Source organism: Pseudomonas sp. B21-056 (assembly GCF_026016325.1).
Classification (GTDB): Bacteria; Pseudomonadota; Gammaproteobacteria; order Pseudomonadales; family Pseudomonadaceae; genus Aquipseudomonas.
Map to the genome: position 1 here is coordinate 2,340,909 of NZ_CP087203.1, position 14,084 is coordinate 2,354,992.

The window sequence follows — 14,084 nt, forward strand, 5'->3', positions numbered from 1 at the left end:
TCGACGGGGAGGCCTGCGCCGTTCCCTGTGGGAGCGAGCCTGCTCGCGATAGCGGTGGGTCAATCGGCTTTGATGTCGACGGATACACCGTCATCGCGAGCAGGCTCGCTCCCACACTTCAGCCAGACAGTGTGGGAGCGATCAGGTAGGGGTTATTTCGCAGAGAACTTCAACACCATGGTCTGGGTGTAGGTCTGGCCCGGGTCAAGCCGCGTCGATGGGAATTTCGGCTGGTTGGGCGAATCGGGGAAGTGCTGGGTTTCCAGGGTGAACGCGCTCCAGTGCGGATAGACCTTGCCGTGCTTGCCCTTGACCGTGCCGTCGAGGAAGTTGCTGGTGTAAAGCTGTACACCGGGCTCGGTGGTGTAGAGCTGCAAGCGGCGCCCCGATTGCGGATCGTAGACATCGGCGGCCGGCCTGCTCACGTCACCGTTGGTGTCCAGTACCCAGTTGAAATCGAAGCCACCTTGCTTCGGTTCGGCGAACTTGAGTTGTGGGTGGTCAGCCTTGATGTGGGTGCCGAAGGCGGTGGGTTTGGTGAAATCCATGGGCGTGCCGGCCACGGGCGCCAGTTCGCCGGTGGGGATGAGCTTGGCGGTCACCGGTGTGTAGTGGGCGGCGTACAGGGTGGCGACCTGTTTCAGGATGTCGCCGTTACCGGCACCGGCGAGGTTGAAATAGCTGTGGTTGGTCAGGTTCAGCACCGTGGGTTTGTCGGTGGTGGCCTTGTAGTCGATGCGCAGCTCGTTCTGTTCGGTGAGGCTGTAGGTGACGTCGGTCTTCAGCGCGCCCGGAAAACCCATCTCGCCGTCCGCCGACAGGTAGGTCAGGGTCACGCCCACCGAGTCCTTGCCGTTGTGGGGCTCGGCCTTCCAGACGCGTTTATCGAACCCTTGCGGGCCGCCGTGCAAGGAGTTGCCGTGGTCGTTCTGGGGGACCTGGTAGCGCTTGCCGTCCAGTTCGAATGCACCGTCGGCCAGGCGATTGCCGAAGCGGCCGATGGTCGCGCCGAAATACACGTTGCCGTTCTTCTGATAGCCCTGGACATCATCGAAGCCGAGCACCACGTCGGCGGCCTTGCCGTGTTTGTCCGGCACGATCAGCGACTGGAGAATCCCGCCATAAGTGATGACCGTGGCCTCCATGCCATGACTGTTGCGCAACACATATTTTTCCACCGCGGTGCCGTCGTCGGTCTTGCCGAACGCAGCGCGTTCATTGGTCAGGCCGGCGGCCTGGGCAGAGGTGGCGATCATCAGAGACACTCCGAGGGCCGTGAGCAGATGTCTGGATTCAAGCATGGTAGACCTTCCTTCCTGTGGTTTTGTTGTTGTTTTGAACGCGGGTCGAGTCGGTTACTTGGTCGGACAGCAGTAAGGGTTTTTCTGTTCAGTAGTCTATCTATTTGAAGGTTGAGAAGGGATTTATAGCCACAATTCGAAAATTATCAATTAAAAAGTAATACTAATTAAGCGAGGCGAGTCTTGCCCAAACGTCAGCTTCCACACCTGGCACTGCACTTTTGGGCTTTTTGCCGCTCTATCCATGGCCAGGAAGCGGCGACTCCCACCGCTTCCCCATGCCCAGATCGAGATTCAATGGCCGGTGTTTCCTATTGTCTGATGGTGTTACGACGTCGCTGTCCAGGGCTGGTGGCCGGGGTGTTGATGCTGCTCAGCGGCGGTTGCAGCCACCAGCAAGGGCAGGACATGGTCACGCAGTTCAGCAACGCCCGGCCCCAGGAGTTCTTGCAGACCAGCGTTGATCGCATGGCCACGTTGGCGATGCACGACAACCTGCAAAGCCTCTACCTGTTGATGAGCAAGCTTTACCTGCGCAATCCCCAGGAACTGCGCAAATCCGGCTTCCTCGATGCCCGCACCGCGGAGAAGCAGGTGCGCATGGCCATCGAGCAGCAGCAACCCTTGCCAACCCTGGGCGGCAAGAAGGACCTGGCGGCCCTGAGCTACGCCATGAGCCCGGAATTCCTCGGCGATCGGGTCGGGGCCTTCATCTATGCCATCGGCAGCATGCTGGTCACTGCCCATGGCAATCGGCTCGAGTTCTACATGACGGATACCATCGACCCGCGCTTTGTCAGCAATGCGGCACGCAATATCGAAAAAGCCACCTGGATACTGAGCCAGCGACAGGACAAGGACGGCAACCTGCTGCTGTTCTCCAACGAGATCTCGGAGGAGGGCAGCAACCTGAGCTTTGCCGTGGAGTTCGGCAAAATCGTCGCGCGACTGGATTTGCTGACGCAGATGCTGGACGAACGTTACCGACGGATCGGGCTGAACTACGCTCAGAGCCTGTTGTTCCTCAACTTCTTGCCGGTTCAATAGGCCTTGAGGAAAAAAGGCATAAAGATAGATCACATCGATATAGGGCGGTTATAAGAAAAATCGCTATGCTCGCGGCGAGATTTTCCACGCGGTTATGCTGAGACGGGTTTGATGGATTTCGGTAATGTCGGTTTAGTCGTAGCAGGCCTGGTGGTCGGCTTCATCGTCGGAATGACCGGCGTCGGTGGCGGTTCGCTGATGACCCCCATTCTGTTGTGGTTCGGTATCAATCCTGCGACTGCCGTGGGTACGGACTTGCTATACGCGGCCATTACCAAATCCGGTGGCGTGCTGGTGCATGCCAGGAACCGCAATATCGACTGGGCGATCACCGGTTGGCTGACCTTGGGCAGTGTGCCGGCGGTCGGGCTGACGCTGTGGTTTCTCAGCAGCCTGCACAGTTCGCCGGACGCCATGAACGCCGTCATCAAGCAGGCCCTGGGCTTCGTGCTGTTCGCCACGGCCCTGGCGATCCTGTTCAAGAAACGCCTGCTGCAATTCGCCCATGATCGCGCTGGCGGTCACTACAACCCCTCCGGCGTGCGACTCAATGTGCTCACGGTCATCACCGGCCTGGTGCTGGGCACGATGGTCGCATTGACCTCCATCGGCGCCGGTGCCCTGGGCACCGTCGCCTTGTTCATTCTCTATCCGTTCCTGGTCACCAAGCGCCTGGTGGGCACCGAAATCGCCCACGCCGTGCCCCTGACCCTCGTGGCCGGCCTGGGCCATGCGAGCATGGGCAACATGGACTGGCACATCCTCGGCTATCTGCTGGTGGGCTCGTTGCCGGGTATCTACCTGGGCAGTCACTTGTCGGGACGCATCTCCGACGAACTGCTGCGCCCGTGCCTGGCGGTGATGCTGGCGATGATCGGGTTCAAGCTGGCGTTCTGATTACTGTGGGGCACAGCCCTTTGAGTTTTCACATGACCCATGTGGGAGCGAGCCTGCTCGCGATAGCGGTGGGTCAATCAGCATTGATGTCGACTGACCCACCGTCATCGCGAGCAGGCTCGCTCCCACAGTAATCCGTGTCTGCCTCCGCATCGACTTACTCCTTCCCGCATCACGGTTGCGCAATAACCCCGCTGACCTAAGCTTCATGGCAGGCCGGCGCAGCATTGGGCGACTCTCTCGCGGAACAATTGCCGCCCTGTGCAATCAGTACAGCGTGAATATCAAAAGGAGAGGCGCATGCTCATTCGGTCGTTGACCTTGGCAACCTTGCTGGCCATCGCCGGCCCCCTGTTCGCCGCTGACGGTGACTCACCCCTGGCGGCGGAGGTGGGCAGATCCCGCTCTCTGGTCGTCATTGCGCCCAGCACTGTGGACCCTGCCTGGGTCAGCCTGAAGAAAGCCCTGGAGGAACCTGCGGGCAAGCAGGGTTTCTCCGAGCGCAACATGGTGCTCTACACCGTGCTCAATACCATGGGGCAGCGCGATGGCAAGGACCTGGACCCCCAGAGCACCATGGCGCTGATCCGCTCACTCAAGCTGGGAGCCGGTGCCCAGACCAAGATCATCCTGGTGGGCAAGGACGGGGAAAAGAAGCTTGAGCATTCCGGGGCAATCGAGCTGAAGGAACTCTTCGACACCGTCGACAAACTGCCTGCGGCAGAAAAAGAAGCAACGCCTCCTGCACCACCTCCCGCGCCCGAAGTTGCCCCGGCCAAGGATGCGAAAGGCGCGAAACCCGGCAAGCCAGCCAAGCCTGCGGCTGCGCCGAAGCCGTTGGATGATTGATCTGCTGGCCAACCCTGTGGCGAGGGGATAAATCCCCTCGCCACAGGAACTCGATTTATTTCGCATCCAACGCCATCAGAATCCGATGCGCCGCCTTCACCCGCTCTTCGATCGGATAGTTCCTGTTCGCTAACAGCACGATGCCCATATTCTTGCCCGGTACGAAGGCCGCATAGGCGCCGAAGCCGCCGGTGGATCCGGTCTTGTTGATCCACGCATTGGCCGGGGCAGGACGGGGCGGATCGAGGGGGGCGACCTTGTTCGGCTTCATGGCGATTTCCACCGAATTGCCGGCCAGCAACTCGCTTACCGTCACCGGGTAAGGGTAGAACTCCCAGCCCAGCCCCTGGGTCATATCGCCGACCTTGTAGAAGCCGGTGTGGGTGGTGGCGATGGCTTGCTTCAGGTCCGGATCCAGTTTTTCCGGTCGCAGGTTGGCCTCGACGAAACGGATCAGGTCCGAGGCGCTGGTTTTCACGCCGTAGGCTTCGGAATCCATTGCTCCGGGACCGACCCGGACGGGCTTGCCGTCCTTCGCGTAGCCTTGGGCGTACCGGCCCGACTCTGCCGCCGGCACCCGCAGGTAACTGTGCTGGAGGCCCAGGCCCGGCATCAACGTCTGTTCCATCGCATCATCGAAGGGGCGATCCAGGCTGCGGGCGGCCAGATAGCCGAACAGGCCGATGCTCGGGTTCGAATAGAGCCGTTGGGTACCGGCCGGGTAAAGCGCTTTCCAGGTCTTGTAGTAACCGAACATCCGGTCCGGGTGGTCCGCGGCGTCGGGAAACTGCAACGGCAACCCACCGGCGGTATAAGTGGCGAGGTTGAGCAGGCTGACGTTCTCCAGGGCACTGCCGTGCAACTCGGGGGCATAGCGGCCGGCAGGGTCCGACAGGGACAGCTTGCCCTGGGCCTGGGCATAGGCACCGAGGGTCGCGGTGAAGGTCTTGCTGACCGAGCCTATTTCGAAGAGGGTCTGGTCGGTGACCGGCTGTTTCGTCTCCCTGGAGGCCACGCCGTAATTGAAATAACGAGGGTGGCCGTCCAGGGTGATCGCCACGGCCATGCCGGCGATGTCCTGGCGTTTCATCAAGGGTTCGATAACCGCGTTGACGGTGTCTTCGAGGCGATCCTGGGCAAAGCCCGGCATCATTCCACACCCCAGCAAGAAGGTGCCCGCGAGTATCGATCTGGTCATGTGCATGTTGGCCGTTCTCCATGAATGGCGAGGGTACAAGCCGCTCTGCATCCGGCAGTTTTGAGCGCTGAGTAGCTCTGTGGGAGGGGCACTCTAGGAAGTTTTCGCGGACCAGGCAACCTTATGCCCTTCGCGTCAGGCCAGGTTCCGAGCTATCCGACGGGGTCGAAAGAGCAATCCTACAAAAAACCTTTCAGCCGGGCCGGCGACCGCAGGCAAACCACCACAAATCCACGGCCGCCGGGTAGACTTGCGCTCTTTCTAAAGGAGTTCACATGAGTTACTACCAGCCCGGCATTCTCGCCACCCCTGTTCCGCCTCAGGCTCGTCACTTGTTTTTCGCCCTGGAATCGGTCGAGGCGTTGCCGGCTGCGATCGACAGATTGGTGCTGCAACTGGACGGTCGTGGGGTGATCGGTCTCGGCGAATCGCTGGTCCAGGCGCTGGGCGCGCAGATCGAAGGCCTGCGGGCGTTTCCTGCGCTGGCGGGCGTGGGCGTGGACAATCCTTCGACCCAGCACGCGCTGTGGTGCTGGCTGCACGGTGAAGACCGCGGCGAATTGTTGCACCGCAGCCGCGCCATCGAGGCAGCGCTGGCACCGGCGTTGCGCCTGGTGCAGATGAATGAAACCTTCCGCCACATGACCGGCCACGACCTGACGGGTTACGAAGACGGCACCGAGAACCCGCATGAGGAAGCCGCCATCGCCGCGGCCCTGGCCCAGGGTGCCGACGGGCTGCGCGGTGGCAGTTTCGCAGCGATCCAGCAGTGGCAACACGATCTGGACGGTTTCGCCGCCCTGCAACCCCATGAGCGCGACAACATCATGGGCCGGCGGCTGAGCGACAACGAAGAACTCGACGATGCGCCGGAGTCGGCCCACGTCAAACGCACCGCCCAGGAAAGCTTCGCGCCGCAAGCCTTCGTCGTGCGCCGCTCCATGCCGTGGATCGAAGGCGATCGCGCCGGGCTGATGTTCCTCGCGTTCGGTTTCTCCCTGGACGCTTTCGAGGCGCAACTGCGACGCATGAGTGGCCTTGAAGATGGCATTACCGATGGCTTGTACCGCATGAGCCGGCCGATCACCGGCGGCTACTACTGGTGCCCGCCGTTGCTGGACGGACGCCTGGACCTGCAGGCCCTGGCCGGGAGTTGTGCAAAAGCGTGAGGTGAACGCTATTCTTGGCCCCGGATGTCTACCGTGAAACAGGGGAAGCAGCGTGGATAAAGTCATTGTGATCACCGGTGGCGGCCGTGGTATCGGGGCCGCTACGGCGTTACTGGCTGCCGAGCTGGGGTATCGGATCTGCATCAACTACCAGTCCGATGAAAACGCCGCGCAGGATGTGCTCGCGCAGATCCGCGCCAAGGGCGCACAGGCCATCGCCGTGCGCGCCGACGTGAGCATCGAGGATGAGGTGGTCGGCCTGTTCGACCGGGTCGATGCCGAGCTGGGGCGCATCACGGCGCTGGTGAACAACGCCGGTACGGTCGCCCACAAGTCCCGGCTCGACGAGATGTCCGAGTTCCGCATCCTCAAGATCATGAAGACCAACGTGCTGGGGCCGATTCTCTGCGCCAAGCACGCCGTGCTGCGCATGTCTCCGCGGCACGGCGGGCAGGGCGGCAGTATCGTCAACGTGTCATCGGTGGCCGCCCGCCTGGGCTCCCCGAACGAATACGTCGACTATGCCGCGTCCAAGGGCGCGCTGGACACTTTCACCATCGGCCTGTCCAAGGAAGTGGCCGGCGAGGGCATCCGCGTCAATGCGGTCCGCCCGGGCTATATCTACACCGACTTCCATGCCCTCAGCGGTGACCCCGAACGGGTCAGCAAACTGGAGTCAGCAATCCCCATGGCCCGGGGCGGGCGTCCGGATGAAGTCGCCGAAGCGATTATCTGGCTGTTGTCGGACAAGGCTTCGTATGCGACCGGGACGTTTGTGGATTTGGGCGGGGGACGCTGAGTTTTTCGTCAGTGCTGGCCCCATCGCGAGCAGGCTCGCTCCCACAATGGAACTTCAGCGGTCTGTACTCAAGTTCACAGCAGATCAATGTGGGAGCGAGCCTGCTCGCGATGGGGCCGGCGCGGATAGCCCGACCTCAGAACGATCGGATAATCCGCCCCAACGTCTCCATGGCCTTTTCCGATGCATCCGTCCAAGGGCTGCCGTAGTTCAAGCGAATGCAGTTCCTGAACCGCTGCGTCGCTGAGAAGATCGGGCCCGGTGCGATGCTGATGCCTTGCGCCAGGGCCATCTGGAACAGTTTCAGCGAGTCCATCTGTTCCGGCAGCTCCAGCCACAGGAAATAACCCCCGGCCGGGTGGCTGACGCGGGTCTGGGCCGGGAAGTGGCGGGCGATGGCGGCGAGCATGGCGCTTTGCTGTTCTTCCAGGGCGTAGCGCAGTTTGCGCAGGTGGCGGTCGTAGCCGCCGTGTTGCAGGTAGTCGGCGATGGCCGCCTGGGCCGGTATCGAGGCGCACAGCGAGGTCATGAGTTTCAGGCGCTCGATTTTCTGCGCGTAACGGCCGGCGGCAACCCAGCCGATGCGGTAGCCCGGTGCCAGGCTCTTGGCAAACGATCCGCAGTGCATCACCAGCCCTTCGGTGTCGAACGCCTTGGCCGGCTTCGGTGCCTGCTGGCCGTAATAGAGCTCGGCGTACACATCATCCTCGATCAACGGCACCTGATGGCGGCGCAACAACGCCACCAGTGCCTTTTTCCGTTCCTCGGGCATGGTCGCGCCGATGGGGTTCTGGAAGCTGGTCATGCACCAGCACGCTTTGATCGGATGGCGCTCCAGGGTTTGTTCCAGTACATCCAGGTCGATGCCGTCGCGCGGATGCACGGGAATTTCCACGGCCTTGAGCTTGAGCCGCTCCAGCACCTGCAGGCTGGCATAGAACGCCGGTGCCTCGATGGCCACCAGGTCGCCGGGCTCGGTCACGGCTTGCAGGCACAGGTTCAAGGCTTCCAGGGCACCGTTGGTGACCAGCAGTTCTTCCATGGGCAGCATCAGGCCGCCGACCATGTAGCGCAGGGCGATCTGTCGGCGCAATTGCGGATTGCCCGGCGACATGTCGGTGACCACCACCCGCGGGTCCATATCCCGCGTGGCGCTGGACAGTGAGCGGGACAGCCGCTGCAACGGGAACAGCGTCGGGCTGGGAAACGCCGAGCCGAAGGGCACGGTGCTCGGATCCTTGATTGAGTTCAGCACCGAGAACACCAGTTCGCTGACGTCGACCTCGGTGGATTCGTGCACCTGGCTGCTGATGACCGGCTCGGAGAATGGCCTCGGCGCATGGTTGTTGACGAAGTAGCCGGAACGCGGCCGGGCCCGGATCAGACCGCGTCGCTCCAGCAGGTAATACGCCTGGAACACCGTGGACGGGCTGATGCCGTAGGTCTGGCTGGCATAGCGCACCGACGGCACACGCTGTCCAGGCCCCAACATGCCGGAGCGGATCAGTTCAGCGATGTCGTCGGCGAATTTCTCGTAGCGTTTCATTTCCGGTCCAGTCAGCAACGGTTCAGGTTGCGCATCAACTGTGGGAGCGAGCCTGCTCGCGATAGGGCCCATACCGTCAACCTTGATGGGGCAGACAGTCCGCTATCGCGAGCAAGCTCGCTCCCACAAGAAAACAGCTCTGCATCTTAAGGCTTCAGCGATTCATCGGTGCGACAAAACGGCTTTTGGCCACGCTATGGATGGCAGGCTCGTCACTGTCGGCCACCTTGAAGGTCAGTTCCTGTGAACCGCTGCGGGGGCGTTCATTGAGCATCGCCACCGACACCGGTACATCGACGATCTCCCCGGGCGCCAGGCTCAGCCGTGTCTTGCCCTGCAGGACGAAGCCGTCGCCGTCCACCAGGGAAAGCTGATAGTCCTGGCGTTGCTGGGTCTTGTTGATGATCTTCAGGCTGTAGATGTTTTCGATCTGGCCCTGGCTGTTTTCACGGAACAGGCCGCGGTCCTTGCTCACGTCCAGGGAGACCATCGGCCGCTCCACCAACGCCACCACCAGCGCCCCGATCATCACCAGCAGCACGGCGGTATAACCGATCAGCCGCGGTCGCAGCAGATGAGTCCTGCCACCCTGCAACTGGCGTTCGGAGGTGTATTTGATCAGCCCACGGGCGTAGCCCATCTTGTCCATGATCGAATCGCAGGCATCGATGCATGCCGCACAGCCGATGCATTCCATCTGCAGGCCGTCGCGGATGTCGATGCCGGTCGGGCAAACCTGCACGCACATCTGGCAGTCGATGCAATCCCCCAGGCCGAGATTGGCCGGGTTCACGTCGCGCTTGCGTGGGCCGCGGACTTCGCCACGGGCCGCGTCGTAGGAAATGGTCAGGGTGTCCTTGTCGAACATCACGCTCTGGAACCGTGCATAGGGACACATGTGCATGCACACCGCTTCACGCAGCCAGCCGGCATTGAGGTAGGTGGCCCCGGTGAAGAACAACACCCAGAACAGGCTCACACCGGCCATCTGCAGGGTCAGCAGTTCTTCGGCCAGTGGGCGGATCGGCGTGAAGTAACCGACGAAGGTCAGGCCGGTGAGCAGGCTGATGGCCAGCCACAACGTGTGCTTGGCCGAGCGACGCAGCAGCTTGTTCAAGCTCCAGGGCGCTGCGTGCAGCTTGATCCGCTGGTTGCGATCGCCCTCGGTGATCTTCTCGCACCACATGAAGATCCAGGTCCAGGAGCTCTGCGGGCAGGTGTAGCCGCACCACACCCGGCCGGCGAACACGGTGATCGCAAACAGGCCGAAAGCGGCGATGATCAGCAGCGCCGACAGCAGGATGAAATCCTGGGGCCAGAAGGTTGCGCCGAAAATGTGGAACTTGCTTTCGGCAAGATCCCAGAGCACCGCCTGGCGTGCGCCCCAGTTCAACCACACCGTGCCGAAGAACAGCAGGAACAACACACCCGCACCGCTGATGCGCAAGGTGCGGAACAGGCCGCTGAAGCTACGGGTGTGGATCAGGTTATCGGTGGTCCTGGCCTTGATCCTCGCAGGCGCAGGTTCGAAGGTCTGTATCAACTGCACGGGGATTCTATCGCTCATGGTCGGTCGCTCATCAGCCTTATCTGGCCCGCGCACTATGAGCATCGATCTGTTTGCATAACAGACTCAGGTGTTTCGATAAAAACCGGATCAGATGGGCTGGAGGCCCTGTAGGAGCTGTCGAGCGAAGCGAGGCTGCGATCTTTTGATCTTTTGATCTTTTGATCTTTCGCTTGAGACTCAAGCGCCTGTGGAAAGATCGCAGCCTCGCTTTGCTCGACAGCTCCTACACAGGCGCAGCTTGGCGAGGCGAGGTTTCGCTAATTTCCTCGCCACAGATTGCCCATTTGTCGACGAAGGTGGGTGTCAGATCGCCGAGCCGCTTTCGCTGGCCTTGAGGTGCTTGCGTTCATCGGCCGCGCCGGCCACGGTCAAGGCGTCGGCTTCGGCCTCGGTGATGTAGATACGCTTGCCATCGACCTCCACCGCCGACATGGCCTTGTCCGCGTCGGTGATGATCGTCAGCTCGCTGGCGGAGCAGTCTTTCGAGCCATTGGGGGTATCGAAACTACAGGTCTGGCGGTCGATAGTAACGGTCATGGTGTTCCTCCTTCCAGATGTCCTGAACGTTAGGCGCCTCCCGCTTGCCAGGGTTCGTTGCGCCGGATCAGCGGTCGGGCGCACCTCTGGCGTGCGTTGCGGTCCATGGTTTATCGACTGCATGAGGAGGGGCGTATGGAAGCGTGGTGGCATCAGGTCTGGATCACCCTGCAATCGGAATTCGCTGACATCGGCGACACCCAGCAGATGACGCGGGTCACGGTGCGCCTGCTGATGGCCGCACTGCTCGGTGGCATCCTGGGGTTCGAGCGGGAACACAAGGGCAAGGCGGCCGGCGTGCGCACCCACATGCTCGTGGCGCTGGGCGCGGCGCTGTTCGTGCTGGTGCCGCAGATGTCCGGCTCCCAGGCCGACGCCATGAGCCGGGTCATACAAGGCATCGTCGCGGGCATCGGTTTTCTCGGCGCGGGCACCATCCTGAAGAACAACGATGGCGACGAAGGCCACGTAAAAGGCCTGACCACCGCCGCCGGCCTGTGGATGACCGCGGCCATCGGCGTCGCCGCCGGGCTGGGCCGGGAAGCGACGGCGGTGCTGAGCACATTGCTCGCATTGGCGGTGTTCAGTGTGATGCCGGTGATCGTCCGGGCGCTGGAGAAGGACGACAAACCGTGATCCCAGCCTCAACACTGCCCCCTGTGGGAGCGAGCCTGCTCGCGAAGCGGTGTATCAGTCACAGAAGTGTCATCAGGCATTGCGTCATCGCGAGCAGGCTCACTCCCACAGGTTCTTCACTAAGCTTGTCCTTCAAACCCGCTCCGGCGGCGCCTCGCTCGGCGGATCGCCCACCGGTTGCTGCGGATCCAGTGGCGGATCTTTCTCGGGAACCGGCTCCGGCTCGGGCCCGGGAGGCGGCAGGGTGGGGTCGTCGATGTTGGGATCAGGGGTTTCGGCCGGGATCGGAATATTCATCAGGACGGTCTCCGTGACGCGCATGGCTTGAGTTGTGCTTACTGTTGTTGACCACCCTGTGCCGGGTTTTATCCCGATCACCGCAGGGCAGATCCCGCTGAACTTTTCCCCACCGGTCCGGTTCGGAGTTTAAGTGAGTTCTTTCAGGAACCATTTTTCAAGGACTACTGGGCCTTTACCGCCACAACGTCCATGGGGCGTAAAAGGAGTGATGCTCGATGACTGCCGAACACCCGACCGACCTGGCGTACAACCCGAATCTACCGCTGTCCCACGCCTTGTTGTTGCCACGGATTGCGATTGAAAACACCATGCCGGTGATCGACGGCGGACAATTCGCCGCCAAGGCTGTGGCGGGGCAGGACGTCACGGTGACCAGCAAGGTCTTTACCGATGGTCATGACAAACTGGCCGTGCGAATCCGCTGGCGTGCGCTGGATGACGAGGTATGGAACAGCGAGATCATGACCGACCTGGGCAATAACGGCTGGCGCGGTCAGTTCCATGTGCCGACCCCGGGCCGTTATGTATTTTGCATCGAAGCCTGGTTCGACCAGTACGCCAGCTTCTGCTACGAACTGGAAAAGAAATACGGCGCCGGCGTGCCGATCAGCCTGGAATTGCAGGAAGGGCGCAACCATGTGCAACAGGCTGCCGAGCGCAGCGATGGCGAGTTGAGCGAACAACTGGCCGCGTTACACCATGAGCTTTCGGGGCTGTTGCCGGCCGAGCAGGTGGCCCTGTTCCTGACGCCGCGCAGTGCCGACCTGATGTCCCTGGCCGATCACCGGCCTTACCTGAGCATCAGCCCCGAATATCCGCTGGATGTCGAGCGCGAACGGGCCGAGTTTGCCAGTTGGTACGAGCTGTTTCCCCGCTCGATCACCGATGATCCCAGCCGCCACGGCACCTTCAACGACGTGCATTCGCGCCTGGCGATGATCCAGGACATGGGCTTCGACGTTTTGTATTTCCCGCCGATTCATCCCATCGGCCGCAGTTTCCGCAAGGGCCCGAACAATTCCCTCACCGCCGGCCCCGACGATCTGGGCAGCCCGTATGCCATCGGCAGCGAGGAGGGTGGGCACGAGGCGATCCATCCGCAACTGGGTACCCGCGAAGACTTCCGCCGCCTGGTCGCGGCTGCCGAGGCCCATGGCCTGGAAATCGCCCTCGATTTCGCTATCCAGTGTTCCCAGGATCACCCCTGGCTCAAGCAGCACCCGGGCTGGTTCAGCTGGCGGCCGGACGGCACGATCAAATACGCGGAAAACCCACCGAAGAAGTACCAGGACATCGTCAATGTCGACTTCTATGCGGCGGACGCGATTCCCAGCCTGTGGACGGAGCTGCGGGACATTGTGCTGGGCTGGGTCAACGAAGGCGTGAAGATGTTCCGCGTCGACAACCCACATACCAAACCGCTGCCGTTCTGGCAGTGGCTGATCGCCGATGTGCGAGCCCGGCATCCGGAGGTGATCTTCCTCGCCGAAGCCTTTACCACCCCGGCGATGATGGCCCGGTTGGGCAAGGTCGGTTATTCCCAGAGCTACACTTATTTCACCTGGCGCAACACCAAGGCCGAACTGGCGACCTACTTCAGCGAACTCAACCAGTCGCCGTGGCGCGAGTGCTATCGACCAAATTTTTTCGTCAATACCCCCGACATCAACCCGGCCTTTCTCCATGAGTCAGGGCGCGCGGGTTTTCTGATCCGGGCGGCGCTGGCGACCATGGGCTCGGGCCTGTGGGGCATGTATTCGGGCTTCGAACTCTGTGAATCGGCACCGGTGCCGGGCAAGGAGGAATACCTCGATTCGGAGAAATACGAGATCCGGCCGAGGGACTTCACCGCACCGGGCAACATCGTTGCCGAAATCGCCCAGCTCAACCGCATCCGCCGTCAGAACCGGGCGTTGCAGACGCACCTGGGATTGAAAATCTACAACGCCTGGAACGACAACATTCTGTTTTTCGGCAAGCGCACGTCTGACGGCAGCAATTTCGTCCTGGTGGCGGTCAGCCTCGATCCGCACAACCCCCAGGAAGCCAACTTCGAATTGCCGTTGTGGGAGATGGGCTTGCCGGACGACGCCCAGACCCAGGGCGAGGATTTGATGAACGGACACCGCTGGACCTGGCACGGCAAATACCAGTTCATGCGCATCGACCCGGGGTATCAGCCGTTCGGGATCTGGCGGATCAGTTCGTCTTGAGGCTATGTGCCGGGGGGATTCA

Annotated in this window: 13 protein-coding genes; 7 read left to right on the forward strand and 6 right to left on the reverse strand. The window is 61.7% G+C overall.

Going from position 1 to position 14,084, the window contains the following annotated elements:
• Positions 1 to 152 precede the first annotated feature (152 nt).
• The gene (locus LOY67_RS10475; RefSeq protein ID WP_265067088.1) at positions 153 to 1,301 is read right to left on the reverse strand and encodes an aldose epimerase family protein; all 1,149 of its coding nucleotides are present in this window, start codon (positions 1,299 to 1,301) and stop codon (positions 153 to 155) included.
• A gap of 321 nt (positions 1,302 to 1,622) precedes the next feature.
• Between LOY67_RS10475 and LOY67_RS10480 the strand changes: the two genes are divergently transcribed.
• The 3 genes from LOY67_RS10480 to LOY67_RS10490 all read left to right on the forward strand — a co-directional run bounded on the left by LOY67_RS10480 (position 1,623) and on the right by LOY67_RS10490 (position 4,094).
• Positions 1,623 to 2,348, forward strand: a complete 726-nt coding sequence (locus LOY67_RS10480) for a hypothetical protein (protein ID WP_413776205.1) — start codon at positions 1,623 to 1,625, stop codon at positions 2,346 to 2,348.
• 111 nt (positions 2,349 to 2,459) lie between these two features.
• Positions 2,460 to 3,245 carry a sulfite exporter TauE/SafE family protein gene (locus LOY67_RS10485; protein WP_265067090.1) on the forward strand — a complete coding sequence of 262 codons (786 nt, stop codon included), beginning with the start codon at positions 2,460 to 2,462 and terminating at the stop codon, positions 3,243 to 3,245.
• 300 nt (positions 3,246 to 3,545) lie between these two features.
• Positions 3,546 to 4,094: a DUF4174 domain-containing protein gene (locus LOY67_RS10490; RefSeq protein WP_265067091.1), complete on the forward strand. Its 549-nt coding sequence runs from the start codon at positions 3,546 to 3,548 to the stop codon at positions 4,092 to 4,094.
• Between the two features lie 55 nt (positions 4,095 to 4,149).
• On the opposite strand, the gene ampC is transcribed toward LOY67_RS10490, so the two are convergent.
• Positions 4,150 to 5,298, reverse strand: a complete 1,149-nt coding sequence (gene ampC / locus LOY67_RS10495; protein WP_265067092.1) for a class C beta-lactamase — start codon at positions 5,296 to 5,298, stop codon at positions 4,150 to 4,152.
• 269 nt (positions 5,299 to 5,567) lie between these two features.
• Between ampC and LOY67_RS10500 the strand changes: the two genes are divergently transcribed.
• Both LOY67_RS10500 and LOY67_RS10505 read left to right on the forward strand, forming a co-directional pair.
• Positions 5,568 to 6,461: a Dyp-type peroxidase gene (locus tag LOY67_RS10500; RefSeq protein WP_265067093.1), complete on the forward strand. Its 894-nt coding sequence runs from the start codon at positions 5,568 to 5,570 to the stop codon at positions 6,459 to 6,461.
• Positions 6,462 to 6,513: 52 nt separating this feature from the next.
• Complete coding sequence (locus LOY67_RS10505) at positions 6,514 to 7,260, forward strand: SDR family oxidoreductase (RefSeq protein ID WP_265067094.1); 747 nt, start codon at positions 6,514 to 6,516, stop codon at positions 7,258 to 7,260.
• Between the two features lie 136 nt (positions 7,261 to 7,396).
• On the opposite strand, the gene mapR is transcribed toward LOY67_RS10505, so the two are convergent.
• From mapR to LOY67_RS10520, 3 genes are all read right to left on the reverse strand, one after another.
• Positions 7,397 to 8,806 carry a GntR family transcriptional regulator MpaR gene (mapR, locus tag LOY67_RS10510; protein WP_265067095.1) on the reverse strand — a complete coding sequence of 470 codons (1,410 nt, stop codon included), beginning with the start codon at positions 8,804 to 8,806 and terminating at the stop codon, positions 7,397 to 7,399.
• A 154-nt stretch (positions 8,807 to 8,960) separates the two neighbouring features.
• On the reverse strand, positions 8,961 to 10,373 hold the full coding sequence (gene ccoG / locus LOY67_RS10515; RefSeq protein ID WP_265067096.1) for a cytochrome c oxidase accessory protein CcoG: 1,413 nt from the start codon (positions 10,371 to 10,373) through the stop codon (positions 8,961 to 8,963).
• A gap of 306 nt (positions 10,374 to 10,679) precedes the next feature.
• Positions 10,680 to 10,913: a DUF3203 family protein gene (locus LOY67_RS10520; RefSeq protein WP_265067097.1), complete on the reverse strand. Its 234-nt coding sequence runs from the start codon at positions 10,911 to 10,913 to the stop codon at positions 10,680 to 10,682.
• A 135-nt stretch (positions 10,914 to 11,048) separates the two neighbouring features.
• Here LOY67_RS10520 and LOY67_RS10525 point away from each other — a divergent pair, with 135 nt between their 5' ends.
• Positions 11,049 to 11,549, forward strand: coding sequence for an MgtC/SapB family protein (locus LOY67_RS10525; RefSeq protein WP_265067098.1), 501 nt, complete (start codon positions 11,049 to 11,051; stop codon positions 11,547 to 11,549).
• A gap of 132 nt (positions 11,550 to 11,681) precedes the next feature.
• Here LOY67_RS10525 and LOY67_RS10530 read toward each other — a convergent pair whose 3' ends face one another.
• Positions 11,682 to 11,846: a hypothetical protein gene (locus tag LOY67_RS10530; protein WP_265067099.1), complete on the reverse strand. Its 165-nt coding sequence runs from the start codon at positions 11,844 to 11,846 to the stop codon at positions 11,682 to 11,684.
• Between the two features lie 218 nt (positions 11,847 to 12,064).
• Here LOY67_RS10530 and LOY67_RS10535 point away from each other — a divergent pair, with 218 nt between their 5' ends.
• Positions 12,065 to 14,062, forward strand: a complete 1,998-nt coding sequence (locus LOY67_RS10535) for an alpha-1,4-glucan--maltose-1-phosphate maltosyltransferase (RefSeq protein ID WP_265067100.1) — start codon at positions 12,065 to 12,067, stop codon at positions 14,060 to 14,062.
• The last annotated feature ends 22 nt before the right edge of the window (positions 14,063 to 14,084 follow it).

What these genes read in the sequence shown, in the direction of transcription:
- LOY67_RS10490 (WP_265067091.1), top strand. Translation starts at nt 3,546, where the DNA reads ATGCTCATTCGGTCGTTGACCTTGGCAACCTTGCTGGCCATCGCCGGC.
- LOY67_RS10475 (WP_265067088.1), bottom strand. Translation starts at nt 1,301, where the DNA reads ATGCTTGAATCCAGACATCTGCTCACGGCCCTCGGAGTGTCTCTGATG.
- LOY67_RS10520 (WP_265067097.1), bottom strand. Translation starts at nt 10,913, where the DNA reads ATGACCGTTACTATCGACCGCCAGACCTGTAGTTTCGATACCCCCAAT.
- LOY67_RS10530 (WP_265067099.1), bottom strand. Translation starts at nt 11,846, where the DNA reads ATGAATATTCCGATCCCGGCCGAAACCCCTGATCCCAACATCGACGAC.
- LOY67_RS10485 (WP_265067090.1), top strand. Translation starts at nt 2,460, where the DNA reads ATGGATTTCGGTAATGTCGGTTTAGTCGTAGCAGGCCTGGTGGTCGGC.
- LOY67_RS10525 (WP_265067098.1), top strand. Translation starts at nt 11,049, where the DNA reads ATGGAAGCGTGGTGGCATCAGGTCTGGATCACCCTGCAATCGGAATTC.
- ccoG (WP_265067096.1), bottom strand. Translation starts at nt 10,373, where the DNA reads ATGAGCGATAGAATCCCCGTGCAGTTGATACAGACCTTCGAACCTGCG.
- LOY67_RS10480 (WP_413776205.1), top strand. Translation starts at nt 1,623, where the DNA reads ATGGTGTTACGACGTCGCTGTCCAGGGCTGGTGGCCGGGGTGTTGATG.
- mapR (WP_265067095.1), bottom strand. Translation starts at nt 8,806, where the DNA reads ATGAAACGCTACGAGAAATTCGCCGACGACATCGCTGAACTGATCCGC.
- LOY67_RS10535 (WP_265067100.1), top strand. Translation starts at nt 12,065, where the DNA reads ATGACTGCCGAACACCCGACCGACCTGGCGTACAACCCGAATCTACCG.
- LOY67_RS10500 (WP_265067093.1), top strand. Translation starts at nt 5,568, where the DNA reads ATGAGTTACTACCAGCCCGGCATTCTCGCCACCCCTGTTCCGCCTCAG.
- ampC (WP_265067092.1), bottom strand. Translation starts at nt 5,298, where the DNA reads ATGCACATGACCAGATCGATACTCGCGGGCACCTTCTTGCTGGGGTGT.